Source organism: Acidiphilium iwatense (genome assembly GCF_021556475.1).
Lineage (GTDB): Bacteria > Pseudomonadota > Alphaproteobacteria > Acetobacterales > Acetobacteraceae > Acidiphilium > Acidiphilium iwatense.
Genome location: NZ_JAKGBZ010000047.1, coordinates 1 through 24070 on the forward strand (window position 1 = coordinate 1; position 24070 = coordinate 24070).

Sequence of the window (24070 nt, forward strand, 5' to 3'; positions counted from 1 at the left end):
CAAATTCGCGATCGAAGCTGGCGATATGATTTTCGCGCCGCGGATGAAGGCCCTGCTGCTCCGCGCCGTCGTGCTGGCAAGGCGGCATCGCGCCCTGGCCGAAGCCACAAGACGGGCCTGGCGTCGTCGCCTCGAGCATGACCTCGACGCCGTCATGGCGCTCGCCCCGACCAACCGCCACGGCAGACGATTGCGCCGACGATACGGCAAGGTTCGTGATCATCTCTTCACCTTCCTCGACCACCCGGATATCGCCGCGGACAACAACGGCTCCGAGCGCGAACTCCGGCCCACCGCGACATATCGCAAGGTCACCGGAGGGTTCCGATCCACCTGGGGCGCCGATTTCTTCGCCAACGTCCGATCCGTCGTCGGGACCGCCGCGCGACACGGCCTTGATGCCTACACCGCCATCAAAAACGCCGTCACCGGAGCATCACTGCCGATCGACCCCCTGCCGGGTTGAGCAGATACGATTTTTGAATGAGCAAACAATCGGTCCAACCAGCCGAAGCCGCTGGAAGCGAAGCGCTGCCGAAGCAGACGCACTCATCGACGGCACATGGAAGCCACCGCCGAAACGAGATCCATTGGATTCTTCAAGGTAAGGTAGCAGCTTCCCTGTGAAGCTCGGAACCTACCGGACGCCAGGGACCGTTTGATGCGGTGGCTGGTGGACTGGGTGCTCCGGCAGCATCACCAAGGTTGCCAGTTCCAGCCCGATCGTCAGCGCCATCATCCATTTTATCGCCGTCATATGGCGGGTGATCTCACCCATGTCCCCGTCGATCCGACGCGCCCGCCTGGCGAACCCGCCAATAAGGGCCTCGCACTTGTCCCGAATTACCGAACCGCCCTGCTCCCGCATTTCCTCGACCATTTTCCCTGATCCTACCCTCCTGGCCCGATGAAGACCGCAAACGCGGCGCCGGCCGCGAACAGACCAGCGCCAATGATCATGATGCCAGCCATGAGGGCGATCACGGCCCACTCCGGAAAGAGTGGCTCCGGCCTCGTATCCAACCGCCGCTCCCGGTCCGCCAGCAATTCCTCCGCCCTCGCGACACTGGCCGCGAACGGGGCACAATCCTCCTGCGTCGCCACGCCCGCAATCCTTGCCCGCCGGGTCATTCATCAGCGTCGTCACCCACTCCCCCTAGCCGCCAAAGGCAGATTGCTGCTCTTCTCCATCGCGCGTGCAGCGAACGGCCAGCAAACTCGAAATCCGCAACGGCGCGATAATGTTCCCTTATCGCGCGTCAGAAACCGCTAGCGGCGAGTGCCCGTCTTGAACACCCTGTCCTCGATGGCGGTCCGGATCGCGCCAAGGATCTTGATAAGGAATGATCTCGGGCACGTCCCGCGCGTCCAGCCATTACTGGACCGTGGCGTGGGGACCAGATCATAGCCAGGCCAGACGGTGGTATTCATCTCACTGTAAACCACCCAGCACGGTTCCGGATCGAGTCCCATTGCCGCCTTGTGTTGGTCTGGGACAGACATAGCCAAAGTGTCAGCCATAGGCGGGGTATGGGTGATCGGCACCACTACGATTTCAAGAGCGGAACCGAGAACCGGGTTCCGCGGGGCCGCTACCGCGACCACCATGCACGGGCGGGCTTTGCGGGCCTCGTCGCTGCCGGAATCACGTTCGCCCGCCCATAGATAGTTGAAAGTGACGACAAGCCCTTGCGTTGGCGTTGGGAGTCCCCCTGTCGATGGGCTCATCCGATGTTCAGATGCCGGGGTTTATGGCCCTCGTGGTTTACGTCGGCGTGCCGCTCCGCCTCGGCCTCTTCCTCCATCAGCCTGTTGTGCCCATGAACGAGAGCGTCGAGCAAATGCAGGGGCATCTCCTCAAGGAGGATTGACCGTCGCGATGCTTTTGCCGCCTGAACGATCGCGTAGTCGTCTGCGGACACAAAGACCCCGACCACACGCTCATGATTTTTGACGATGACCGGCTCTTTGACGGACTTCTCGCGATAATCCGCGAAGGAACGGACAAACTTCGTTGCACTGACTTCCATGATCGCCTCATTAGTAATGTGTGTAATTTACATATTTTATGTCGTTTTGTCAATCCCGATTCCGCTCCGATCATCTCAATGCCCGTGGGCTGTTCTTCAACAACGTATAGCTTCCTCTGCCTGGCGGGCCACCCGCTCAAAGGCGATCTCGCTCATGGCTGAGTCTCGTGGGCATGATGCGCGATGTATTCCCGCAGGGCGTTGTTGATGCTTGTTTGATAGCCGTCGCCGATGCGTGTCTTGAACCAAAAGATCAAATCAGCATCGAGCCGCAACGTGATTTGCTGTTTCATCGGCCGAAAAAAAACACCGCGCTGGGCGTCACGCCAATCTCTTTGCTCAGGGACCGCCTGCGTATTGATCTGATCGTCTGGCATAGAGGCCAAAGCCTCAAGTTCGGCTTTCTGTTGCCCGGTCAATTTAGAAATCCCCTTCTTCATAGGCTTTCCTTTCATGAGCCGTCGCCTTCCGGGCGCTGATGATGCGGCCGACCTCTTCCTGTGTGGTAGGATCAGGCTCCGGCCAGGTATGAACCACGAACAGATGCACCGTGCCGACCAGCCCGACAGTTTGCCAACGATCGCCGTCCGGGTGGGGGTCTGGCCGGCTGGCCGCCATCGGGTCGTCAAAAGTCAGTTGCGCCGTCTCAAAACTCAGGCCGTGGTCGCGCTTGTTGACGCGGTTCTTTTCGACGGCCCAAGCCCACTGCACGGCGGCACTTTCTTCGTGGTAGTTACGGATATGTAGCTACAAATGAGGGGCGGTTCAAGCCCTCGAAAGCCAGGGCTGGAGCTGCGCGCGGCGCTTGGCCGTGGCATCGCGCGGAAAACGCCGCATCGACTTTTGTTGCCAATTTTAGCCGATTACGGTCAGCGGGCGGAGCGTTTAGGCGACCGCCGCAAGCTCATAATCAACGTGCAATGCGTCATAGGGGAAGATCACCCCACCGGCCTCGTCCGGCCGCAAAACGCCCGCGAGCAACAATGCCTGAACATCGCCATGGACCGCTTTCACATCGCGCCGGACCAACCGTGCAAGCCCCCTGATCGACATCGCTTCTTTCCCAGCCATCGCTTGCAGAAGTTCCTGCCGGCGTGGCGTAAGGGTCCGCCACATGAGATCAAGGTTCGGAAACGTGATGCGCGGTTCCTGCGCGACGCCGCAAAATGCGGCCGCCAGTCCCCTCCGCGCCTCGTCCAGACTGCCGACGCTGATCGTCACTGTGCGTCTTGCTGCTTCAACCATGCCTCGACATCCTTCCAAAAATCGACCTCTAGCTGGTCAAGTCCACAAAAATTATACGGCGCTTCCACCGGGCCGATATGTTTGTGATCCCCCTTCCCGACTTCATTGTCGTATCGAAGCGCGCAAACGCCGTTCGATACCAAGGCCAACCGGTATTTGAACGGGTGGCTGCTTGCCTGCACCGGTTCGGGCACCCGCCACACAACCATTTCGATGAACGCGGTGTCGGATAATGGCCGCCGGTAGTCGAAGATCGGAACCGCCCTCACCATGTTGGCCACAATACCAACACACATGGGCGTTGTCTAGCTCGCCAACACCACACGCTTGCTCCCCCTGAATAGCGGCGCGCCGCGCCTGGCCGTGGCATCGCGCGGAAACCGCCGCTCGGTCGCAACCGATGGAAAATCAGCCCTGCTTCAAGCTCACGGCACCACGCAATCACGTCTGTCTCGTCATCCTTGGCTGCCGCTGTGCAATAGCCGATCCACGGATCGGCATTGTCTCCTGACCGCTCCGCATTCCCCAGATGGTGCGCGACAGATTGAGATCGCCGGCACGAGCTTTCGCCACCATTCCATGAAAATACCCCCCTGCGCTTCCCCGGAAATACCCCGCCGGCTTGGTGGAAACGATCGCCAAGGCAATCGCCGCCTGTTCCCGGCCCATGGCCACACACGCCTCACCCCAAAGCGGTTTCGAGACCCCAAGATCGTGCCGCAGCCAGTCCGCTGCCTCCACGATTTCAGGCCAGGTCGGCGATCCTTTCGCCAGATAGGGTTTCAACCGCGGGGCCAGCCGGGCCAGCTCGTCCGGCGTAATCCGCATCACCGCGCCACTATCGGTTCTTACCGTCCGCGCGGCTCCCCCTGCTTGCCTTTGTGCCCCTGTAACCGGGCCTTCCTGCCCAATCTCCTCATTTACCTGTCTTGTAAACCATTGATATCGTTCGTGAATAAATCGTTACGGCCTCGCCGGGAGACAATAGGTAGGACATTCCCGGAGCGAATTAGGCCGAATGATGGCGAAGCGAAACGGATTGCTCACGGTTGTTGATGCCTATAAGCGTAAAGAACAAATCATGAATATCTATTTTATCCCCCTACGGGTGGCGAAGGCACTTGTTGCCGCGTAGCTGGTCGCACCGCTACGAGGGATTGGCGGGCGAGCGCGATAAGCGCCCAGACGCACGCGCGGCGGTGTCTGGCGTGCTCCCAAGGACCGCTCCGACTTTTTAGGGGTCGGCAGTCTCACTGCCGCACCTCAGCCATGTCATCGCCTCGACCAGCGCCTCGCGGTCGCGTTCTGTCTCGGCCAATGCCCGAAGCGCCTTGCGCGCGGCAACCCGGCGGGACAGGGGTATCAGCGGGTTTTCCGCATCGGCCCGAAGCGCGGCCAGGGCGGCACCCTGGTCTTGGGTCACGGCGCGCCCTGGAATGGCGTTTCCCGCACAAGCGTATGATCGCCAGGGCAGTTTAGGGGCAGGGGCGGTATTCCGCCGCCCGGACTGGCCTCGCTGCCGTCTGGCGCGCCACGCATGACGAAATCGGGGCTTCTGAATGGGATGGCACGGATGCCGCCGCGATCAGGTTCGCTGATCGTAAGCCGGGCGAGGCGGTGCAAGCTCGGGACCGTGAACCGCAAGCCGTCATCCCGGCCACGCGCCTCGACCGGCTGATCCGGGCAGCCGTCAGCAACCAGCATCCGGGCGAGCTTCATCGTCGCGCCGTTGCGCGAGGTCGCGGTGTAGGACTGGCCGGCAAACATCGCCTCGGCAATGTCCATGCCGGGGTTGCCCTCGCCGATGGTCATGACGATCATGTCCGCACGTCCCGCCGCCGATCGGCTGGCAGATGGTCGCCAGGATGACACCGGGCGCAGCGCCATCCCTTCGGCGCGGTCGCCTCGCACCACCATGAGCGGCCGTTGCAGTTCCGGCAATATGCGCCTGGCGTCGGCGCAATGGTGGCATCGGCCCAAGAAACGGGCATCGGGTGTGGCACCGGGGCGTCGGGATTGCCGACACCCTCGGCGATGATCGCGGCCTGTTCAGCGGCGCAATGGGCGGATTCGATTGCGCTTGCCGGATCGGTGCCCTGTTGACAGTGCTGACACTGCGGACAGAACCCGGCGGCGGATCAGCCAGGCGGTAGCGGTCAGACCATCGGGCCATCGGCCGCCGCATGGATGGCCTCGGCCGTATTCAGACCCGGCAGCCGGACCGTGCGTTGCAGGGTTCGCACATGGACCGTGTCGGGCTTCGCCTTCATGATCCAGCGGGCGAGGGTCGCGGCGGCGCGTTCGGCCTTGGTCGCGGCGGCATCACCATAGACCCGCATGGCCATCGGCATGAAGTAATCTGCAACCATGTCGATGGCGGCGGCGAGGGCGTTTTCAGAGATGGATGACGGCGGGGGCTCGTATCCATCTCGCCCGCACCACCACAGATATTCCAGCACGATCGAAAGGCGCAGCGCGATGCCGCGCGCCTTGCCATAGGCGGATCGAAGCAAGCCGCCGGCTTCCTGTTGCGCCGCCTGCATGTCTTGCCCGAACCGTTCCATCATGGTGATGGCAGGTTCCACAAGCGGCACATTGATCGGCTTCATCTCGCCCTTGTCGTCCGGGGCGAGGTCGAGCAACCGGAGCCGGTCCAGCGCCTCGATCGCCCATGCGATGCCGGGCGTGGTGCGGGACAGGCGGAACGGCGGCGGCTCCGGCCAGGACCAGATGAACCGGCCGAGCAAGCCATCATCCGGTCCGGCGAACATTTCGGCGAGCTTTTCGGGCTGGGTGCTGCCCGATACCGCCACGGCGAGGCGCGGCACGATGATCGGCTCCGGGCTTTTCACCCGCTCGACCCGATAGGGACGGCCACCGAAAGCCTCGATCCAAAACGCCCGGCCGGCGTCGTTATAGGCGGTCAGGCCGAGCAACCAGCCGGCGAGTTCATCGCGGGTGATGAGCAAGCCCTTCGGTGCGGCATAGGCGAGCAGCGTGGCAACCCGTTCGACCGTCACGTCATTCTGTCTCAGGCGCGGCGCTTGCGGTTCGGGCCGAACCAGGCAAAATCGTCATTGCCGACATGAGTGCAGAACCCGTTCCGCCCGGCATGCCTCGCGCCGGTGTCGTCTACTGTCACCCAGCCTGCCGTCACCTGACCCTGATGATGCAGCATCAGCACAAAGCGCCGCAGCTCCGGGCCGAAGTGGCCAATCACGCCCGCCGGCAGCGGCGCTACGACCGTCTGGCCCTCCGGCGTCACCCACCGTTCTCGCCGATAGCGGATCGTCCGCGCCCGCAGAACCAGATCCTGAACCAGAAAGCTCTCGTAGCCCTTGAAGCGCGATCCAGCTGGCGCATCCGCCGCGATTACCCGCTCCTCGACGCTCACCCGAGGCGTGAATTTGCCGCGCCCTTTACCCCTCCGCCCCTTCGGCGATGTCCCGCGATCCATTCCGCTCGGCCGGCTCGGCGGCTTGATGTCCGGACGGCCCTTCAACCCCTTCAGGTGCGCGATCTCCTCACGCTGCTCCACAACCACGCGCTCGAGCTCCGCGACCTTGCCCAATAGCGTAGCCACAAGCCCTTCAAGCGCCTCACGCGAAAGCTTCGGAACCTCGCCGCCGCCGGCCATGCCACGACCGAATCACAAAATCCCACGTCGGCGGAATCCTAAAAATCAGCACCGCCCCGGATTTTGCCCCGGTTACGAAATCGTCAGTTAACCAATTGAAATTCATGGCCGTCTGACAGAGAGTCGAGTACGGTGGTGGCACCGGATTTCGTGCGGTTCCGGGTAGCCGTTTATCCAGGTGCTGAGCCATCCAAAACGCGGCGGTTCGTCTTGAGCGATCAGAGAATTCCACCGAGCAAGGATGTAGCGGAGGCTGTCCTCGGATACAGAAACCCAAACGCCCCAAACCAAACTCTCGGAACTGGCGGACACGGGTATTTCCAAGCAACCCCGAACATAGCGTTCAGTATCGCCAATGATGCAGATATCATCGGTGAGCTTGGCTCGGGTGGCGCGTTCGGCTTCGGAGAGTCCAAACCAACTACGCGGCGCGACAAACCCGTAGTCCATCGGGAGGGTGTCGAAAGTCCGACCGCAGCAACCGCAAGTCCATGTGTGATTCACGGCGTCCCCTTTAACCTCTCTCTGGGTCGGTTCCTGTCACACGATCATAGGCTGCCGGGTGCGGATCGCCAATCGAACTCTGGCGCTTGCCAAGATGCCGCCGCCCAGAGAGGGCCATAGCGTAGGCATAGTGCTCATCATTGTCGGGCAGGGGCCGCCAGTCCGATCTTACCCGCGGTTTCGTAGGAAGGTCATCCGTCTCCGACCCCGAGGGTAACGGGTGCGGCGGAAAAGCGGGGCGCGTCGGCCAGAAGGCGGCGCGTCTGCGACTGCTGCGGCGCGTCGAGCACCTGATCGACCGGCTCGGATTCGATGATACGCCCGCCATGCATCACCAGCACATGCTGGGCGATGCTGCGCACCAGCGCGAGATTATGGGTGATGAACAGCAACGACAGGCCATGCTCCTGCTGCAACCGGGCGAGCAGCCGGACGATCACCGCCTGCACCGAAACGTCGAGCGCCGAGGTGATCTCGTCGCAGATCAGCAGCTTTGGCCCGGTGATGAGTGCGCGGGCGATGGCGGCGCGCTGTCTCTGGCCGCCCGAGAGCTGATGCGGGTACCGGCTGGCCGCTTCTCGCGGCAGCGCGACCATGTCCAGCGCCTCGGCAACCCGGCGGCGCAGATCGCTCGCGGAAGGCGATTCGAAAGCGCGCACCGCCATGGCGATCGACTCGCCGATGCGCCGGCGCGGATTAAAGGACGAATACGGGTTCTGGAAGATATATTGGATGTGGCAACGCTGCGCGGCGCTTCGTTGCGCGGAACGATGGGCAAGCGGAGCACCGCCCAGCAGAATGTCACCGTCCCAATCATGATGCAGGCCGGCGATGATCTGGCCGAGCGTGGTCTTGCCGGAGCCGGATTCGCCGACCAGGGCCACGCAGGTCTGCGGCGAGACGCTGAACGATGCGCCATGGAGAACGACGGTGGCGCCATGACGGGCGGAGATGTTCCGCACCTCTAGCGCCGGCAACGCGGAGGCGCCCGGCACCGGCGATGACGACGGCGGGGCCGGCGCGGATCGGCCGGATGTCGGACGCAGGCAGGCCACCAGATGGTCGGTGTCGATCGCGGCAAGGGCGGGCGGTTCCGCGCGGCACGCATCGAGCGCAAGGGCGCAGCGCGGGGCGAACGCACAGCCCGCCGGCCGGCGCGCCGGCTCCGGCGCCTGACCGGCGATGCCGGCAACGGCGGTGCGGCGGTCGAGATCCGGCACCGCTTCGATCAGGGCGCGCGTATAGGGGTGGGCGGGCTGATGCAGCACGCGGCCGGTCGGGCCAAGCTCGACGACGCGCCCGGCATACATCACCGCGACACGATGGGCCAGGGTCGCCACCACCGCCAGATCATGGCTGACATAGAGCGCCGCCACCGCATGCCGGGCGCAAAGCTGGCGCACGGTCTGCAGTACATGAGCCTGGGTGGTGACATCGAGCCCGGTGGTCGGCTCGTCCATCACGATCACCGGCGGCCGCTCGGCGAACGCCATGGCGATCGCCACGCGCTGCTGCTGACCGCCGGAGAGCTGGTGCGGATAGGCGCGCAGCAGCGCCGGCGTGGGCGGCAGTTTCACATCCTCAAGCAGGGCGAGAAGATGGTCGTTGCCATTCGCGGGCGGTGTCGCGAAACATTCCGCGAGCTGGGTGCCGATCCGCAGGCCCGGATTGAGGGCGGTGCCCGGATTCTGAGGAACGTAGCGGATCAGCCCGCGGCGGCGCGCGGGGAGCTGGTCGGGCGGAATTCGCAGCAGATCCTGTCCCCGGATCAGCACGCGGCCGCCGGACAGCCGCAGGCCACGCCGATGATGGGCAAGCAAAGCGAGGCCCAGCGTTGTCTTGCCGGAACCGGATTCGCCGACCAGCCCGAGAATTTCGCCCGGCGCCAGGGAGAACGATGTCGGTTCGACCACCGTGATTGTGGTTCCGACGATGGCGACCGAGAGATCGACCGCTTCCAGCACGGCATTGCCGGGCGACGTGCCGGTCATGACCGTTCCGGCTCCGGGATATCCGGCGTCGCGTTTGTCGTGACCGGGCCGGTTTCGATGCCGTGGCCGAGTTCGGTGCGCGCCAGGGTGTCGGTCAGCAGGTTCATCCCGATGGTCAGCACCGCGATCAGCAGCACGGGTGCCAGGACCGGCCAGGGATTGCCCATCAGGCCGATCCGGTTCTCGTTGATCATCAACCCCCAATCGGCGGCGGGCGGCTGCACACCGAAGCCGAGAAAATTGAGGCCGGCGATCAGCGAGATCGAATAGGCGAAGCGCAATCCGCACTCCACCATCAGCGGGGCGACGATGTTGGGGAGTAGCTCGCGCGCCACGATCCGCCGAAACGGTGTGCCGATCGCTTCGGCGAAGCGGACGAAATCCTCCCGCGCCACGCGCAGCGTGGCGGCACGGGCGACGCGGGCAACCTGCGGCGCGTGAACCGCCGCGACCATCACGGTCAGCAGCCACAGCTTGGCGCCGATGATGCTGATGAACAGCAGCACGAGGATGATCTGCGGGAACGCCATCGCAACATCGACCAGCCGCATCACGATCTCGTCGATCAAGCCCCCGACATAGCCGGCGATGACCCCGATCACCGCACCCGTCAGCACGCCAAGCGCCGTCGCGATCCCGGCAAGCCCGAGAATCCGGTAGCCGCCCCACAGCACGCGCGACAGGACGTCCCGCCCCAGCGCATCGGTACCCAGCGGATATGCCGCCGTTGGCGGAGCGAAACTGGCACCGACGAAGCTGGTCGGCGAATGCGGTGCGACGAAGGGTCCGACCAAGGCGATGGCGACGACCAGCAGCACCAGAATGGCTCCGATCGTACCGGTTGCCGTGTTCGGCCACCAGCGCGCCAGCCGGCTCATCCCGCCGTCCTCAGCCGGGGGGTTGCGAGCACCGCGAGCAAATCGGCAACGATGTTGAGGCTCACGTAGAATCCGGCCAGCACCACGACATCGAACTGGATGACCGGAATGTCGCGGGCGAAAATCGCCTCGACCAGACCCTGCCCGATGCCGGGATAGGCGAACACGTATTCGACCAGCACCACGCCGCCCGCGAGATAGGCAAAGGTCAGCGCGATCACCTGGATCACCGGCGCGATCGCGTTCGGCAGAGCGTGCAGCATCACCAGCCGGCGCTGGCCGAGCCCTTTCAGCCGCGCCATTTCAATGTAGTCGCTTTCGAGAATCTCCGCCATGGAACCGCGCATCATTCGAAAGATATAAGGAAAAATGACCAGCATGAGGGTGAGCACCGGCAGCACCAGAATGCGCGGCCTGGCCAGCACCGAGGTTCCCGGTGGCACCAGCGAGACCGGCGGCAGCCAGTGTATCACGGTGGTTGCCAGAAGAATGACCAAAAATATGCCGACCACGAATTCCGGCAGCGCCGCCAGCGCGAGCGCGATTGTGGAGACCGAAGCGTCGAACGCGCCGTCGCGCCTTGTTGCCGCGACGATGCCGGCGAGCAGAGCCAGTGGCACGCCGAACAGCCCGGCCAGGGTCAGCAGGACCGCCGAATTGCGGATTCGCGGCGCCACCTGCGCGAGCACTTTCTCGCCGTTCACCAGGGACCGGCCGGGCCTGCCGCTCAGCACCCCGCCGAGCCACAGTTCGTATTGCACCCAGACCGGGCGATCGAGATGCAGTTTCGTTTCCAGGGACGCGAGCGCCGCCGGTGTCGCATTGCGGCCGAGCACCGCCCTGGCGGCATTGCCAGGGAGGGCTTCGGTCGCCGCAAACACCAGCACCGAGACCAGAAACAGGGTCAACACCCCGAGGGCCAGACGGCGCAGGATGAACCGTCGCAACGGATGGGCACGTACGGGCCGCATTGCCGCTCCTCTCAGCTCATCCAGGCTTCCGCGAACATGAAGTTGCCGAGCGAATAGCCGGTGCGGCTCGGCTTGAAGCCATGCACCGTGCCGCGCATCAGATCGACCTGGTCGTTGAACGACGGAATGATCAGGCCGCCCGTCTCGAAATCGATCTTCTGCATCTCGTGCATGATCTCGTAGCGCTTCGCGGCATCGAGCGTCGCCTGGGCCTGCATGTAGAGCTTGGTATAGGCCGCATCGTTCCAGTGCGTCTCGTTGAAGGGCGAGGTCTTGAGCAATTCCATGGCGACCTGGGCAAGATAGGGCTTGTAGTTCCACCAATCCTGGGAAAAATCCCATTTCAGATAATTGGGCCCGTACATCACATCGGTGGTGACCTTGCGCAGCCTGATATGAACGCCGGCCGCCTTGGCCTGTTCCGCCAGCACCTGTGCGGCGCGCACCGCGCCCTGGGCGATATGGGAGGTGACCAGCTCGATCTTCAAATCCTCCTTGCCGGCCTTGCGCAACAGATGTTTCGCATGCGCGACGTCACGCGCGCGGACCAGGGATTTATCGAAACCCCGGTCCCATGGCGAGAACACGTCGTTGCCGATCATGCCATGGCCGTTGAGCGACACATCAAGCATCTGCGGACGATCGACCAGCAATTTCAGGGCAAGCCGGACATTCGGATCGTTGAAGGGCGGCCTGTCGACCCGCATGGTGAAGGGTACCCACTGGCCCGGCTTCGACAGCATCGCCTTGATCGGGCCGCCTGGCTGGATCTGGCTCAGCAGCGACAGCGGCGCCTGCGAAAACACGTCGATCTCGCCGCCTTGAAGGGCATTGAACGCGGCCGCTTCGGTCGCAAAATCGATCGCCGTCACTTCATCGAGATAGGGCAGGCCGTGCCGCCAGTAATTGTCATTGCGCAGGAACACGCTCTGCTGCCCCGGCGTGAAGCTCTTGTACCGGAACGGGCCGGTCCCCACCGGGTTCTTTGGATCGTAGCCGACCGGAACGATACCAAAATATTCAGGCGCGGACATGCCGCCCGGAAAATCCGCATAGGGAATTTTCATCGGCACGCGCAGGGTCAGATCGTCGAGAACCTTCATGTTCGCAAGATCGATCGGCAGCAAGGCGGTGGCGCCGGGCAGCGGGTTCTTCGGATCGGCGATGTGGCGGAAGGTAAAGGCCACATCGGCGGCCGTGAGTTTCTTGCCGTTATGAAAAACGACGTCCTTCTTCAGCCGGATCGTCCATTCGCGCGCGGTTTTGTCCGGTTCCAGCGATTCGGCGAGAATATTGCCGACCACGCCGTCGCGATCCACCGAAACCAGCGGCTCGAACAGCATCATGATGCGCGGCGTGTCGAGCTGGGTCACGGTGTTGTCAGCCGCGATCGTGTCCGAGCTGCTGCCGCCGGTCATGCCAAGGCGCAGATTGCCGCCGCGCTTCGGCGCCGGCGCGGCATCGGCCACCGGGCTGGCAAGCGCCGTGGCCGCCAGGCCGACCGATCCAACCGCCGCGGTCCGCAGCAGATGTCGCCGGCTGATCTCCGGGCCGGTAGAATTGTTAGCATAAACCGAATTTTCGTTAATCACTCTCTTGGACATTTTCATCTCCCGTTGTTCAGCAGTGAATTCTCCGCAATCCCGCCCTGTTGCCGGACGTTATGGTTCGATCGCAATTCTCCATCGGCATTTTTCAGATGAACCGGCAGGTCCGCCGGTCACCGCACAACTCATGCAACCAACCCGGCCCATCGCCGCCCGCTTCTAACAGTTGATGTTATCGCCACGATCAATTCCCACACCAAACTTGTCTCGGGTTTGAGCAACATGCTATACAAAAAGCGAAAAATTTGATACGAAATCGGCAGTTCTGGCACCCGGTCGCCGAAATCCATGGCGTCCCGGTCATGAGTTCCGGCGTACGGCAGAGGCCGCCTTCCGGTTTTCCGGCCGCCGGAATTGTTAAATTTTTCTAGGATTTCTCTAACAAATTCCTTGGCCATTTCCGTCCCGCATCGCCCGGCAGCAGATGTTCCGAAATTTTCAAAAACTCGGCGGCGTCAGCGCCCAGACGATCACCGCCTCGACATCGCCGGGGTTGCGGTAGCGATGCGGGCTGGTGCTCTGGAATGCGAAACTGTCGCCCGCGTGCAGCACGAACACTCGGCCGTTCACCTCGATTTCCAGCGTGCCGGACAGCAGCAGCCCCGCCTCGTCGCCTTCGTGCGCATAAGGCTCGCCGCCGCTGCTGGCACCCGGCAGCAGCCGGCACATCAGGAGGCCGAGCTTGCCGTCCAGATTCGGCACCAGAAGCTCATCGGTCATCCCGAGATCACGATAGGCGATCTTCCGGCGGTTCGGCGCGCGCACCACGATATCGATTTCGGCGACCTCGTTGCCATCCTCCGACTGGAAGAACCAGCCGATCCGCACGCCGAGCGCGGAAGCGATTCCCTGCAACTGCCTGATCGTCGGAGTGGAAAGCCCCCGCTCCACCTGCGACAGCAGGCCGATCGACAGCCCGACCCGGTCGGCGACCTGGGCGAGCGTGAGCTTCAGGTGCTGCCGGCGGTTGCGAATCAGTGGCCCCAGCGCACGCTCGGCATCGTCGGGATCGGTTATTTCCGCTAACGCATTCATATCCTTGGCTTTCGTCCGTTTTCAGGTACGGCGCACCCGCACATCGCGCAGAATTTCCCGCGCCGCGTTGTGGCCCGGAATCCCCGATACGCCCCCGCCAGGATGCATCGACGAGCCGCAGATATACAGCCCCTTGATCGGCGTCCGGTAGTCGGCATAGCCGGAAACCGGCCGCTGGAAGAACAACTGATCGGCCGCCAGTTCGCCGTGAAAAATATGGCCCTGCGGCAGATTGACGATCCGCTCGATATCCGGCGGCACCAGCGTCTGCTCGGCGATGATGTCCGCGGAAAAGCCGGGCGCGTAATTGTCGATGGTATCGAGGACGGTCTTCTTGAAGTTCTCCTTCTCGGTGGCCCAGTCGCCGCCCTTGAGCGTGTAGGGTGCGTGGCCGCCGAACACGTTCACCACATGCTTTCCAGGCGGTGCCAGCGAATCATCCACGATGGTCGGCGTCACCAGGGTCATGAACGGTTCCTTCGAGTACCAGCCATGCTTGGCATCGTCATAGGCGCGTTCGAGATAATCGATGTCGGGCGCGATATGCGCATAGGTCGGGTAGGAGAAATTCCCGAGGGCGGCGTCGCGGCGCACCTTGTCCAGAATCCGGTACTGCGGCGGCCGTTCGCAGGCGATGTTCATCTTGAACGCGGTGGAGAAGGTCCGGTAGCCACGCACCTCGCGCAGCACGTCCGGCGGCACATCCTCGGCGTTCAGCATGTTGAGATAGAGCGTCTTCGCGCTCGCGTTGCTGACCACGACGCGCGCGCGGTAGGTATCGCCCGATTCGGTGATCACCTCCCGCGCCTGATTGCCGGTCACGCTGATCTGGCGCACCGAAGCGCCGGTGCGGATCTGCACGCCGACCGTGCGGCCGTAGCTCGCCAGCGCCTGGGTGATCGCGCCCATCCCGCCCTTGACGAAACCCCAGCCGCCCGCGCCTTCATGCTCGCCCATGACATGGTGCATGATGACGTAGGCCGAGCCAGGGGATTTCGGCCCGGCGAAGGTGCCGATCGACGCGTAATAGGCGAGCACGGCGATGATGCGGTCGTCCTCGAACCACTCACGCAGATAGTCGTAGGCGCTCATGGTGAGCAGATCGACCAGGCGATAGAGCTTGCGGCCGATGCGCCGGTAGCGCCAGAGCAGGCCAGCCGATTCCCTCAGGCCGCGCCAGCTTTTTCCCACCGGATCGACCGGGGTTTCGAACAGTAGTTTCCTGACGATTTTGGTCGCTTCCTGCAGATAGGCGTCGAAGGCGGGGTAGATTTCGGCGTCATGCGTCGAGAACTTGGCGAAGCTCGCCTGCGTCTTCGCCATGTCATCGGAAAACAGGATGTAGTCGTCGTAGGAGACCGACGAGATCATGTCCGAACATGGCAGGATTTCCAGCCCGTGCCGCTTCAGGTCGAAATCCCGGATGACGCGCGGATGCAGCAGGCTCATCAGATAGGAAAAAATCGAGGCGCGGAACCCCGGCGCGATTTCCTCCGTCACTGCCGCACCGCCGATGACATCCCGGCGTTCGAGCACCATCACCTTCATGCCGCGCCGTGCCAGATAGTTCGCGCAGACAAGCCCGTTATGCCCGGCGCCGATCACAACGGCGTCGAACGTGTTCGCCTGGTCCGCACCACTCATGGCGCGACCCGCAGATGAGCCGCTTCTGGCGTGCCCGCCAGCGCGGCGCGGGCCATATTCTGAAACGCCGCAACGGCATGCTCCCGCTGCGGCGACAGCACGCCGTGCCGGTAGATCCCCGCATTGAGGTTGCGTTGCACGCCCAGCACCATGTCGATGTCCTCGCTGACGATCTGCGCCGACCATTCGGCGCTCTCGCGGTTAGCGTCGGCGCGCTCGGGACTAACATCGGTGAAGAAATACCAGTTGACATGGCGCATCCGCCCGGCCGCCAAGGGTTCGACCGTCGCGATCGAACTACCCCATTCGTAAAGATTGAGCATCAGAAAAGGGAATTTGTAGAAATACAGTCCTTCGGTCAGACCGCCGTCTCGTTTCGGGCCATAGAGATGAAAGAACTGGTCGCTGTCATGCACGTCGATCGTATAACGGTCGATGTCGAGCGAGGCGCACAGGCCGGGATGCAGCGCACGGCAATGGTAACATTCCAGATAATTCTCGCCGTAGACTTTCCAGTCCACCTCGATCTCGCGCTCCTTCATCATGAAGAAATGCTGCTGCTCCAGCGGGTAATGCGCGGCCATCGGTACGATTGCGCCGAGCCAGTCGGCCAGCGCCGGGCCTTCGGCGGCGATGCGCACGAAAACGAGGCCGCGCCACTCCTCGACCGCGATGCCGAACAGGCTCGTCTCGCACGGATCGATCGTTTCGGCGCCTGGTCCGAAGCCGGTGGCCCGGCGCAAGCGGCCGTCGAGCCCGTAGCTCCAGGTATGATAGGGGCAGACCAGTGCACCCTTGAAGCGTCCCGCACCCTCCTTGACCAGCATCGCCGCCCGGTGCCGGCAGACATTGTGAAAGCCGCGCAGTTGCCCGGCGGCATCGCGCAGCACTAGCACGGGGAGCCCCGCTACCGTCGCGGCGACGTAGCTGCCCGGTTCGGCGAGTTGCTCTGCCCAGGTGAACAGCGCCCATTGGCGGGTGAAAATCTGCGCGCGCTCCTGCTCGAACACGGCTTGGCTGCGATAGGCGCTGGCCGGCAGGGTCGCGACCGGCGCCGGCACGGTATCCTGGACGAGAGCTTCCACGACGTTCATTCTGGCCCCCTGAACTTGCGGTTTTGATTTCATTACCATGAAATTTTTCAGGCGGCTTGGCAAGCCTAAAATTTCTTCTTCGTCAATTTTTGCGAAATTTATTGATTTTCATGGCTAATGATTCTGGCAATGCCCCGACTCAAATTTCACGATTGTGAGATTTTACCTCTGACCCTTCTCAGGCATCCCGCCGATCGAGGTCGGATTTTCGGAACGATGTGGCTTTGAACGACCCCGCGTGGCGATCCAGCATAGCCATAACGCCTAATTCAGAATTTTGTTTTTCTTGATCAGCTCATACAAGAACTGCACCTCGTCACCATAAGCGCCGCGGCCGTTGGCATTATAGAGCCGGTAGGTGCTTTGCGGGTCGATCGATTGTCACCCGGTGATGACGGTGACGATCTTGGCCGGAGAATAGGTCGACTTCGTTCCAATTTTGAGCGGAAACAGCGGCGTGTGACGATTCAGGTCCCGCAGCACCTGCTCGGTGGTGCCCACGCGCCGGGCGATGGCATAGAGGCTGTCCCCACGTTCGACGGTGACGGTCTTGACGTCCTTTTTGTCGATCACCGTCTTCTGGCCGAACTCCGCCGCGCGGTAAAGCAGATAGCCAAACCCCTGTGGCGATATTATCTCTGGCGTTGAAATTGGGCGACGCGACGGCGTTGCGCAAATTCGGCGGCACGATCAGGGCCATTCTGTCTCCGTGCCGCATCATGTCGCCCCAGCCAGGGTCGTGAGGGTTGGCTGACTGCATGGGTTGTGTGTTCCATAAATCCTGTCGCGCATACGGCCCGGTCTTAGTCCAGAGCATCGCCTTGATCAGGCGCCAGTCCAGTGAGATATAGCCGAACGCACCCCGCAGTTAGTTATTATAGTCAGATACGATGCTCTGAATGTCGCGGTCATGCACGCTCCACGACAGCGTGCGGGCCGGATCGGGCGCGTTTTGCGCGGCTATCATATCACTCTCGATCTTTCCAACATCCTCGACGGCGAACGAACGAGCAGGCTCGGATTTCGGAAAGGGCGGGATGATCAGTTGATCGACTTTTTGTGGCACGTCGGACTCTGCGAAAGGGAATAATGTTATATACATTAACTTAAAGTTGTTGTCAACAGCTCAACAAGTCCCGGTTAGGGACCAAAAAGAGGCTTTCCGTACGGAAACGGTTTCCCCCCGTAGGGCAGGTCGCAATACATTAGGGTCATTGGATCGATGTGGATCGTGTCATCCATGAAACCTCTATAAGGGAACGTTTTGTATTGTTTGTAATTTTCAAAACCAACCACGACCCAATCATAATATAACCAACGTCCAGCTAGCACTTTACCATCATGCCCGGCTTCATCCGCGGGCAGATAATAATACAGCCCGATATAGGGAAACAGGCAGCCTTTGTTCACATGGTCAAGCTTGAACACGATATGATCGTAGTCCTTGAACGGCGTGTGCAGGTCCTTGGCGATGATGGTGTAGGTGGTGCGCCGGCAGGTGAAATGGTCGGCATTCCACGCGATGGTTTTGGTCCGCACGAACAACCCGCCCCAGCAACCCTCGCCCTGGCCGTAGAACACGCCGGTGAAAACCCCTTGGTACGCCCCGGCCCACGCGGCGTTCTGGCAAACCAGCATGGCTGCGACGGACAAGATCATCCACGGGCGCTGAAATTTCATCGGAAAACAATCCGAAACGGTTGGTACTGGCCAGCATAGACGCACAAGACGGCCTATTCAACCTAAAATTGAGTGAATTGCCTCCATCTCTCGCGCCCAAAACGCTCCCGCGCACAATCAGCCGGCGCGGGAGCGGGTGACCATTTCCCGCGTGTTGTCCGACAATCCCTCGGTCGCGAGAATCCGGTCGAGCGCTGCGCGCAGCTTCGCCTGCCGGGCTGCGTCGTAGCGTTTCCAGTCAGCGAACACCTCGATCATGCGCGCGGCGATGCTGCGATTGACCTTGTCCACATCGACGATCATGCGCGTCATGAAGGCATAGCCGGCGCCGCTCGCATCGTGGAACCACAATTGATTGGACCCGAACCCGCCCACCAGCGAGCGGTAGCGATTCGGGTTCTTCAGGTCGAAATCGGGATGTGATGCGAGCGACTCGACGCGGGCGATGGTGTCGGGCGCGGCACTGCGCGCCTGAATCGCGAACCATTTGTCGATCACCAGCGCCTCGCCCTGCCATTTTGCATGAAACTCGGCGAGGCCGGCGTCGCGTTCCGGCGTTGCGGTATCGGCGAGCATGGCGAGCGCCGCCAGCGCCTCGGTCATGGTGCGGCCGGCGCGCAACTGGGCAAGCGCCAACGGCATCGCCGTCTTTTTGTCCGCCGCCATCAGATAGGCGAGGGCGGTATTGCGCAACGCACGGCGACCGATGCTGGCAGGATCGATACCGAAAGTACTGCTATCATCGAGATCGCGATAGAGCATCGCGAAACGCCCGTGCAGATGCGCCCCGATCGCAGTTCGCGCCGCCTCGCGTACCACGTGGATCGACAGCGGATCGACCACCGCCATCCGGTCGGCGAGCACGGCCTTACCGGGCAGCGTCAGAATCTCGGCGGTAAGGGCGGGAGCAGCTTCGGCTTGGGCCAGCGCCGATGCCATCGCATCGAGCAGACCACGATCGGGCGAGAACGCTTCCCCGCGTTGATGCGCCGAGATCGCCTCCAGCAGCATCTGCGTGGCATATTCGTGGCCGGCCTCCCAGCGGTTGAACCCATCGGTATCGTGGGCCGCGAGGGCGGCGAGCTGGGCGCGCGAATAGCCGGAAAGCCTGATCGGCGCCGAGAAGTTTCGGAACAGCGACAGCACCGGCTCGGCGGCGACATCCTCGAAGATGAATTGCTGTTCCGCCGCATCGAGCAGAACAACCCGCGTGCCCTCGCGCGCTGCCGTCTCGCCCGCGAGCGTCGTCGTCATCTCGTCGCCGTTCGGGCCGATCAGCCCCATCGCCACCGGAATCACGAACGGCTCTTTCTGCGCCTGCCCCGGCGTCGCCTTGGTTTCCTGACGCAAGGTCAGCATGTAGCGTTTCGCCCCGCTATCGTAATGGCCTTCGAAATGCACCGAAGGGGTGCCGGCCTGCTTGTACCAGCGCATGAACCGCGCGAAATCGTATCCCGAGGCTTCGTGCATCGCGGCGACAAAATCCTCGATCGTCGCGGCGGAATTGTCGTTGCGTGCGATATAGATATCCATGCCGCGCCGGAACGCCTCGCGCCCGATGATGGTGCGGATCATCCGCACCACTTCGGCACCCTTTTCATACACCGTCGCGGTATAGAAATTGTCGATCTTGCGATAGGCGGGCGGGCGCACCGGATGGGCGAGCGGCCCGGCATCCTCGCGGAACTGAAAGCCGCGCAGCCGTTTCACCTCCTCGATGCGCGACAGGCTGGCATCGGTGGTGTCCGCGCCGTATTCCTGGTCGCGGAACACGGTCAGCCCCTCCTTCAGCGACAGCTGAAACCAGTCGCGGCAGGTGACCCGGTCGCCGGTCCAGTTGTGGAAATATTCATGAGCGATCACCCGGTCGATCCGCAGATAATCGGCATCGGTCGCGGTATCCGGCCGGGCGAGAACCAGGGCGGTGTTGAAGATGTTAAGCCCCTTGTTCTCCATCGCGCCCATGTTGAAATCGCCGACCGCCGCGATGTTGAAAATATCGAGATCGTATTCCAGTCCGAACACCTCCTCGTCCCAGCGCATCGAGCGCTTGAGGCTGGCCATCGCGTGGGCGACCTTGTCCTCGTCGCCACGCCTGACATAGATGCCCAACGCCACCTTGCGCCCCGACGCGGTAATGAACTCGTCATGCACCGACAGAAGATCGCCCGCGACCAGCGCGAACAGATAGGACGGCTTCGGGTGCGGGTCTTGCCATTTCACCCAGTGGCGGCCGTCATCGCGCGTGCCGCGATCGACCGGGTTGCCGTTGGACAGCAGCACGGGATAGCGTTTCTGTTCCGCGATCAACGTCGCCGAAAACCGCGCCATCACGTCCGGCCGGTCGGGAAAGAAGGTGATGCGGCGGAAGCCCTCCGCCTCGCACTGGGTAAAAAATCCCCACCCGAAACATAAAGTCCCGAAAGCTCGGTGTTGCGCGCGGGCGCGATGGTGACATCGGTATCCAGCGTGAATTCATCCGGCAGATCGGGAATCGTCAGGCCATGCGCGGTAAGGCCATAAGCCTCGGCATCGAGCGCCGCTCCGTCGAGCATCACCGCATTCAGGGTCAGGTCTTCGCCATCGAGCACCAGCGGAGCGGCGGCGTCGCCATGCGCCGGATTGCGGCGGATCGACATTGTCGCGCGCACGCTTGTCGCCTCAGGGTCGAGATCGAAAATCAGATCGACGGTATCGACCAAAAACGCCGGCGGGCGGTAATCGATGAGGCGCTTCTCGGGCGCGGCTTCGGCGATCTGCACAGGATTTTCGGCCATTGTTCTGCTCCTTTGGACAAGCCGTTCTGCCGCGCCGCCGGACCGCGCGCAACTCCATGGAACGGCTGCAACGAAGCACTTGTCATAGCCATCCGGCCTTGCCGAAAATTGCGATCAAACCGGCTTTTCGCTATTTTTTCTGTTCATATGGCGCCCCACGCCTTCGCCAACACCGGCGAACTTCCGAATCGAGACGCTAGCCCGCATAATGAGGCGATGGACGCAACCAGGCGCGACCTCACCCTGACAGTGCATCGGAGCATCCACGAGATCGCGGCGGATGCGTGGAACGCGCTGGCCGGCGGCAATCCGTTCGTTCGCCACGAATTCCTCGGCGTGCTTGAAGACAGCGTATCGGTCGGCGGGCGGAGCGGCTGGTATCCGCACCATGTCGTCCTCAACAACGAGGCCGGCGTGCCGGTCGCGGCGGCGCCCGCCTATGCCAAGACCCATTCCTACGGCGAATACGTGTTCGATCATGCCTGGGCGAACGCGCTGGAGCACACCGGCGTGCGGTATTATCCGAAATTGCAGGTCGCGGTGCCGTTCAGCCCGGTGCCCGGCCCACGCCTGCTGACCGCACCATCCCTCGATCCGGCGTCACTCGCCGAGGCGCTGGTGGCCTCGGCGCGCCGACTCAAGTGCTCCTCGGTCCATGCGACCTTCTGCACCGTGGCGGAGTGGAACGTGCTGGGCGAGGCCGGATGGCTGCGGCGCCTGGGCGTGCAATATCATTGGCACAATCGGCGCTATGCGGTTTTCGAGGCGTTTCTCGAAGCATTGTCGTCGCGCAAGCGCAAGGCGATCAGGCGCGAGCGGCGCGAAGCATCTGCGGGGCTGGAGATCCGCACGCTGCGCGGCCCCGAGCTGGGCCGGCGCGAGTGGCAGGCCTTTTACGAATTCTATCTCTCCACCGTCGATCGCAAATGGGGCGGCGCCTATCTCACCGAACGGTTCTTTCCGCTGCTCGGCGAGCGGCTCGGCGATCGCGTGGTGGTCATGATGGCGTTTCGTGCCGGCAGGCCGATCGCCGGGGCGCTCAATTTGCTCGGCGATGGCGCGCTCTATGGCCGCAACTGGGGTTCGGTCGAGGACGTGCCGTTTCTGCATTTCGAACTCTGTTACTATCAGGCGATCGACTTCGCGATCGCGCATCGCCTGGCCAGGGTCGAGGCCGGGGCGCAAGGCCAGCACAAGATCCAGCGCGGCTATCTGCCCAGCCGAACCTATTCGGCGCACTGGATCGCGCATCCGGGACTGGCCGAGGCGGTGGCCGCGTTTCTCGACGCCGAGCGCCCGGCGATCGCCGAGGAAATGGCGATGCTCGGCGCCGAATCGCCCTACCGCGCCGATCCCGGCTGCCCGTCCCGGCTGGCCGTGCCCGGTTGATGCCGCTCACCCTCGGCGGAAGTCCATAATGTTGTTCGCCTCCGGCGAACTGGCACTGTCCATGATGATGGTCGGCGCCAATGTGGTGATCCTGAAGATCCTCGCGGACCACCTGCCGATCTTTGTCATTCTCACGCTGCGCACCGGATTTGCCGCCCTGCTGCTCGCCCCGTTTGCGCGCCTGCCGCGCGTGCCGCATCGGCGTATTTTCGGCAATCTGCTGCTTCAGGCGGCGTTCGGCACGCTCGCCTATAACGCATTCCTGCTCGCCGGCCTTGCGCGCGCCGGGGCGGTGCAGGCGGGGCTGGTACTTGCAACCCTGCCCGCGGTCATCGCGCTGGGTGCGGCGTTTCTGCTCCGCGAGCATCTCGCGCCCCGGCACTGGTTTGCGGTCGGTCTCGCGGCGATGGGAATGGCGGTGCTGGCGCGCGGTGGCGGCGGATTCAGCCTGCTCGGCGACGCGCTGGTGTTCTGCGCGGTTTGCGGCGAAGCGACCTATGCGCTGCTCGCCCGCCGCGCGGCAGGCGCCTTGCCGGTGTTGCAGGCGACCTTCTGGATGCAGGCGGCGAGCGCCGTGCTATCCGCCCCGTTTGCCGTCGCGCAGATCCAAAATGTGCGACTGACGCCATTCGTGTTCGGCCTACTCGTGATTCACAGCCTGACCGCGAGCGTGTTCGCGGTTCTGCTGTGGTATCACGGCATGAAGCGGGTGCCGGCGGGCCTGGCCGGCGCCTTCACCGCGCTGCTGCCAGCCACCGCCGCGCTGTGCGGCATTCTGATTCTCGGCGAAGTGTTTACCCGCGGCGACTTGCTTGGCTTCGCGGCGCTGCTGGTCTCGATGCTGCTGATCCTGTGGGCGCGCCCGCGATCGGTGCGATCACCGGCGGCGTGAGCCGCCATGGATCAGGAGGGCCAGGGCATAACCGGCGGCGGCGGTGCCAAGCATGGCCAGCACCGGCTGCGCCCTGACGAATTCGTTGAATTTTTCGCTAACTCTCTCGGCGGTGCCGGTCATATCGTCAACGGCCGTTGCGTGACCCAGCGCATCCCGCGCCGTATCAACCGCGGCACCGATGCTATCCTTGGCGGCGCCATAGAATTTTTGCGCCTTACCGGTGATCTGGGCGGCTTTGCCCTCGGCCTGCAGCTCCTCGTCGCCCGCCAGACCGCCCACGGCGTCCTTGATCTTGCCGGCGGCATCCTTGGCGGTCCCTTTGATTTCGTCTTCGTTCATCGCGATCTCCTCGTTGGCAGAGCCGGTTCGGCAATTCGAGACATGGCGTGCCGCATTGCGGAAACAAGCGGAAATGTCAGCGGCGCCGTTTCCCTGCGATCCGTGCCCGTCGCCGGCCCCCGCCACCCCCGAAGGCCGTGGAAAATGCTTGTATAGGGAACTTAATCACATGCCCGTCATTTAATCTCTTTCCAACCGCATTAAAATTGCATTAGGCTTCCGCCACAAAACCAACAGGGGAGTTTCTAATGGCTGAAGGATCTGGACCCAGACTACGACGCGATGCCGGCATTATCGGGCTGCTGTTCGCGAGCCTCGGCGGCATCATCGGATCGGGCTGGCTGCTCGGCCCGC

The 24070-nt window shown here is 62.8% G+C and carries 28 protein-coding genes and 1 pseudogene; 3 read left to right on the plus strand and 26 right to left on the minus strand.

All coding sequences use genetic code 11. The features are described from left to right. The coding region (locus L2A60_RS16835) for an IS66 family transposase (RefSeq protein WP_235705613.1) at positions 1-466 on the plus strand (466 nt) is incomplete at its 5' end. A gap of 171 nt (positions 467-637) precedes the next feature. Here the strand turns inward: L2A60_RS16835 and L2A60_RS16840 are convergent. The 25 genes and pseudogenes from L2A60_RS16840 to L2A60_RS21030 form a co-directional block, all read right to left on the minus strand. After that, positions 638-880 (minus strand): hypothetical protein, encoded by a 243-nt coding sequence (locus tag L2A60_RS16840; protein ID WP_235705614.1) that lies wholly within the window; start codon positions 878-880, stop codon positions 638-640. 844 nt (positions 881-1724) lie between these two features. Continuing rightward, positions 1725-2030, minus strand: a complete 306-nt coding sequence (locus L2A60_RS16845) for a hypothetical protein (protein WP_235705615.1) — start codon at positions 2028-2030, stop codon at positions 1725-1727. Between the two features lie 152 nt (positions 2031-2182). Continuing rightward, complete coding sequence (locus L2A60_RS16850) at positions 2183-2470, minus strand: BrnA antitoxin family protein (RefSeq protein ID WP_235705616.1); 288 nt, start codon at positions 2468-2470, stop codon at positions 2183-2185. Then, positions 2451-2741, minus strand: coding sequence for a BrnT family toxin (locus tag L2A60_RS16855; RefSeq protein ID WP_235705617.1), 291 nt, complete (start codon positions 2739-2741; stop codon positions 2451-2453). Before L2A60_RS16855 ends, L2A60_RS16850 begins: the two co-directional genes overlap by 20 nt. Before the next feature lie 174 nt (positions 2742-2915). Continuing rightward, complete coding sequence (locus L2A60_RS16860; RefSeq protein WP_235705618.1) at positions 2916-3275, minus strand: HVO_A0114 family putative DNA-binding protein; 360 nt, start codon at positions 3273-3275, stop codon at positions 2916-2918. Then, positions 3248-3547 (minus strand): toxin-antitoxin system TumE family protein, encoded by a 300-nt coding sequence (locus L2A60_RS16865; RefSeq protein WP_235705619.1) that lies wholly within the window; start codon positions 3545-3547, stop codon positions 3248-3250. The genes L2A60_RS16860 and L2A60_RS16865 overlap by 28 nt, the downstream gene beginning before the upstream one ends. 169 nt (positions 3548-3716) lie before the next feature. Beyond that, positions 3717-4163: pseudogene (gene repC, locus L2A60_RS16870) on the minus strand (replication initiation protein RepC); the annotation flags it as partial. Between the two features lie 346 nt (positions 4164-4509). Continuing rightward, positions 4510-4698 carry a hypothetical protein gene (locus L2A60_RS16875; RefSeq protein ID WP_235705620.1) on the minus strand — a complete coding sequence of 63 codons (189 nt, stop codon included), beginning with the start codon at positions 4696-4698 and terminating at the stop codon, positions 4510-4512. Next, complete coding sequence (locus L2A60_RS16880) at positions 4695-5192, minus strand: hypothetical protein (protein ID WP_235705621.1); 498 nt, start codon at positions 5190-5192, stop codon at positions 4695-4697. Before L2A60_RS16880 ends, L2A60_RS16875 begins: the two co-directional genes overlap by 4 nt. A 239-nt stretch (positions 5193-5431) precedes the next feature. After that, positions 5432-6295, minus strand: coding sequence for a DUF3987 domain-containing protein (locus L2A60_RS16885; RefSeq protein ID WP_235705622.1), 864 nt, complete (start codon positions 6293-6295; stop codon positions 5432-5434). Between the two features lie 11 nt (positions 6296-6306). Then, the gene (locus L2A60_RS16890; protein ID WP_235705623.1) at positions 6307-6912 is read right to left on the minus strand and encodes a hypothetical protein; all 606 of its coding nucleotides are present in this window, start codon (positions 6910-6912) and stop codon (positions 6307-6309) included. Positions 6913-7014: 102 nt separating this feature from the next. Then, positions 7015-7416, minus strand: coding sequence for a DUF2199 domain-containing protein (locus tag L2A60_RS20960; protein WP_407932568.1), 402 nt, complete (start codon positions 7414-7416; stop codon positions 7015-7017). A gap of 191 nt (positions 7417-7607) precedes the next feature. Further along, positions 7608-9407 carry an ABC transporter ATP-binding protein gene (locus L2A60_RS16895; RefSeq protein WP_235705624.1) on the minus strand — a complete coding sequence of 600 codons (1800 nt, stop codon included), beginning with the start codon at positions 9405-9407 and terminating at the stop codon, positions 7608-7610. Beyond that, positions 9404-10285, minus strand: a complete 882-nt coding sequence (locus L2A60_RS16900; RefSeq protein ID WP_235705625.1) for an ABC transporter permease — start codon at positions 10283-10285, stop codon at positions 9404-9406. Before L2A60_RS16900 ends, L2A60_RS16895 begins: the two co-directional genes overlap by 4 nt. Beyond that, positions 10282-11256, minus strand: coding sequence for an ABC transporter permease (locus tag L2A60_RS16905; RefSeq protein WP_235705626.1), 975 nt, complete (start codon positions 11254-11256; stop codon positions 10282-10284). Before L2A60_RS16905 ends, L2A60_RS16900 begins: the two co-directional genes overlap by 4 nt. An 11-nt stretch (positions 11257-11267) precedes the next feature. Next, positions 11268-12860 carry an ABC transporter substrate-binding protein gene (locus L2A60_RS16910; protein ID WP_235705627.1) on the minus strand — a complete coding sequence of 531 codons (1593 nt, stop codon included), beginning with the start codon at positions 12858-12860 and terminating at the stop codon, positions 11268-11270. Positions 12861-12988: 128 nt separating this feature from the next. Further along, positions 12989-13261 carry a hypothetical protein gene (locus tag L2A60_RS16915; RefSeq protein WP_235705628.1) on the minus strand — a complete coding sequence of 91 codons (273 nt, stop codon included), beginning with the start codon at positions 13259-13261 and terminating at the stop codon, positions 12989-12991. Positions 13262-13301: 40 nt separating this feature from the next. After that, positions 13302-13898, minus strand: coding sequence for a cupin domain-containing protein (locus L2A60_RS16920; protein ID WP_235705629.1), 597 nt, complete (start codon positions 13896-13898; stop codon positions 13302-13304). A gap of 21 nt (positions 13899-13919) precedes the next feature. After that, complete coding sequence (locus L2A60_RS16925) at positions 13920-15542, minus strand: phytoene desaturase family protein (protein WP_235705630.1); 1623 nt, start codon at positions 15540-15542, stop codon at positions 13920-13922. After that, on the minus strand, positions 15539-16636 hold the full coding sequence (locus L2A60_RS16930) for an aromatic ring-hydroxylating oxygenase subunit alpha (protein WP_235705631.1): 1098 nt from the start codon (positions 16634-16636) through the stop codon (positions 15539-15541). The genes L2A60_RS16925 and L2A60_RS16930 overlap by 4 nt, the downstream gene beginning before the upstream one ends. A gap of 381 nt (positions 16637-17017) precedes the next feature. Then, positions 17018-17209: a LysM peptidoglycan-binding domain-containing protein gene (locus L2A60_RS16935; RefSeq protein ID WP_235705632.1), complete on the minus strand. Its 192-nt coding sequence runs from the start codon at positions 17207-17209 to the stop codon at positions 17018-17020. 295 nt (positions 17210-17504) lie between these two features. Continuing rightward, positions 17505-17702, minus strand: coding sequence for a hypothetical protein (locus L2A60_RS16940; RefSeq protein ID WP_235705633.1), 198 nt, complete (start codon positions 17700-17702; stop codon positions 17505-17507). 74 nt (positions 17703-17776) lie between these two features. Beyond that, on the minus strand, positions 17777-18316 hold the full coding sequence (locus L2A60_RS16945) for a hypothetical protein (RefSeq protein WP_235705634.1): 540 nt from the start codon (positions 18314-18316) through the stop codon (positions 17777-17779). A 117-nt stretch (positions 18317-18433) separates the two neighbouring features. After that, on the minus strand, positions 18434-20677 hold the full coding sequence (gene pepN, locus L2A60_RS16950; protein WP_456237178.1) for an aminopeptidase N: 2244 nt from the start codon (positions 20675-20677) through the stop codon (positions 18434-18436). After that, positions 20647-21093 carry a hypothetical protein gene (locus L2A60_RS21030; protein WP_456237177.1) on the minus strand — a complete coding sequence of 149 codons (447 nt, stop codon included), beginning with the start codon at positions 21091-21093 and terminating at the stop codon, positions 20647-20649. Before L2A60_RS21030 ends, pepN begins: the two co-directional genes overlap by 31 nt. A gap of 216 nt (positions 21094-21309) precedes the next feature. On the opposite strand from L2A60_RS21030, the gene L2A60_RS16955 reads away from it, so the two are divergent. Then, positions 21310-22482, plus strand: coding sequence for a GNAT family N-acetyltransferase (locus L2A60_RS16955; RefSeq protein ID WP_235705635.1), 1173 nt, complete (start codon positions 21310-21312; stop codon positions 22480-22482). A gap of 28 nt (positions 22483-22510) precedes the next feature. Next, a complete protein-coding gene (locus L2A60_RS16960; protein ID WP_235705636.1) occupies positions 22511-23374 on the plus strand; it encodes a DMT family transporter in 864 nt (287 codons plus the stop codon). Here L2A60_RS16960 and L2A60_RS16965 read toward each other — a convergent pair. Beyond that, complete coding sequence (locus L2A60_RS16965; protein WP_235705637.1) at positions 23360-23716, minus strand: CsbD family protein; 357 nt, start codon at positions 23714-23716, stop codon at positions 23360-23362. The two genes, L2A60_RS16960 and L2A60_RS16965, sit on opposite strands and share 15 nt — an antisense overlap. Positions 23717-24070 lie beyond the last annotated feature (354 nt).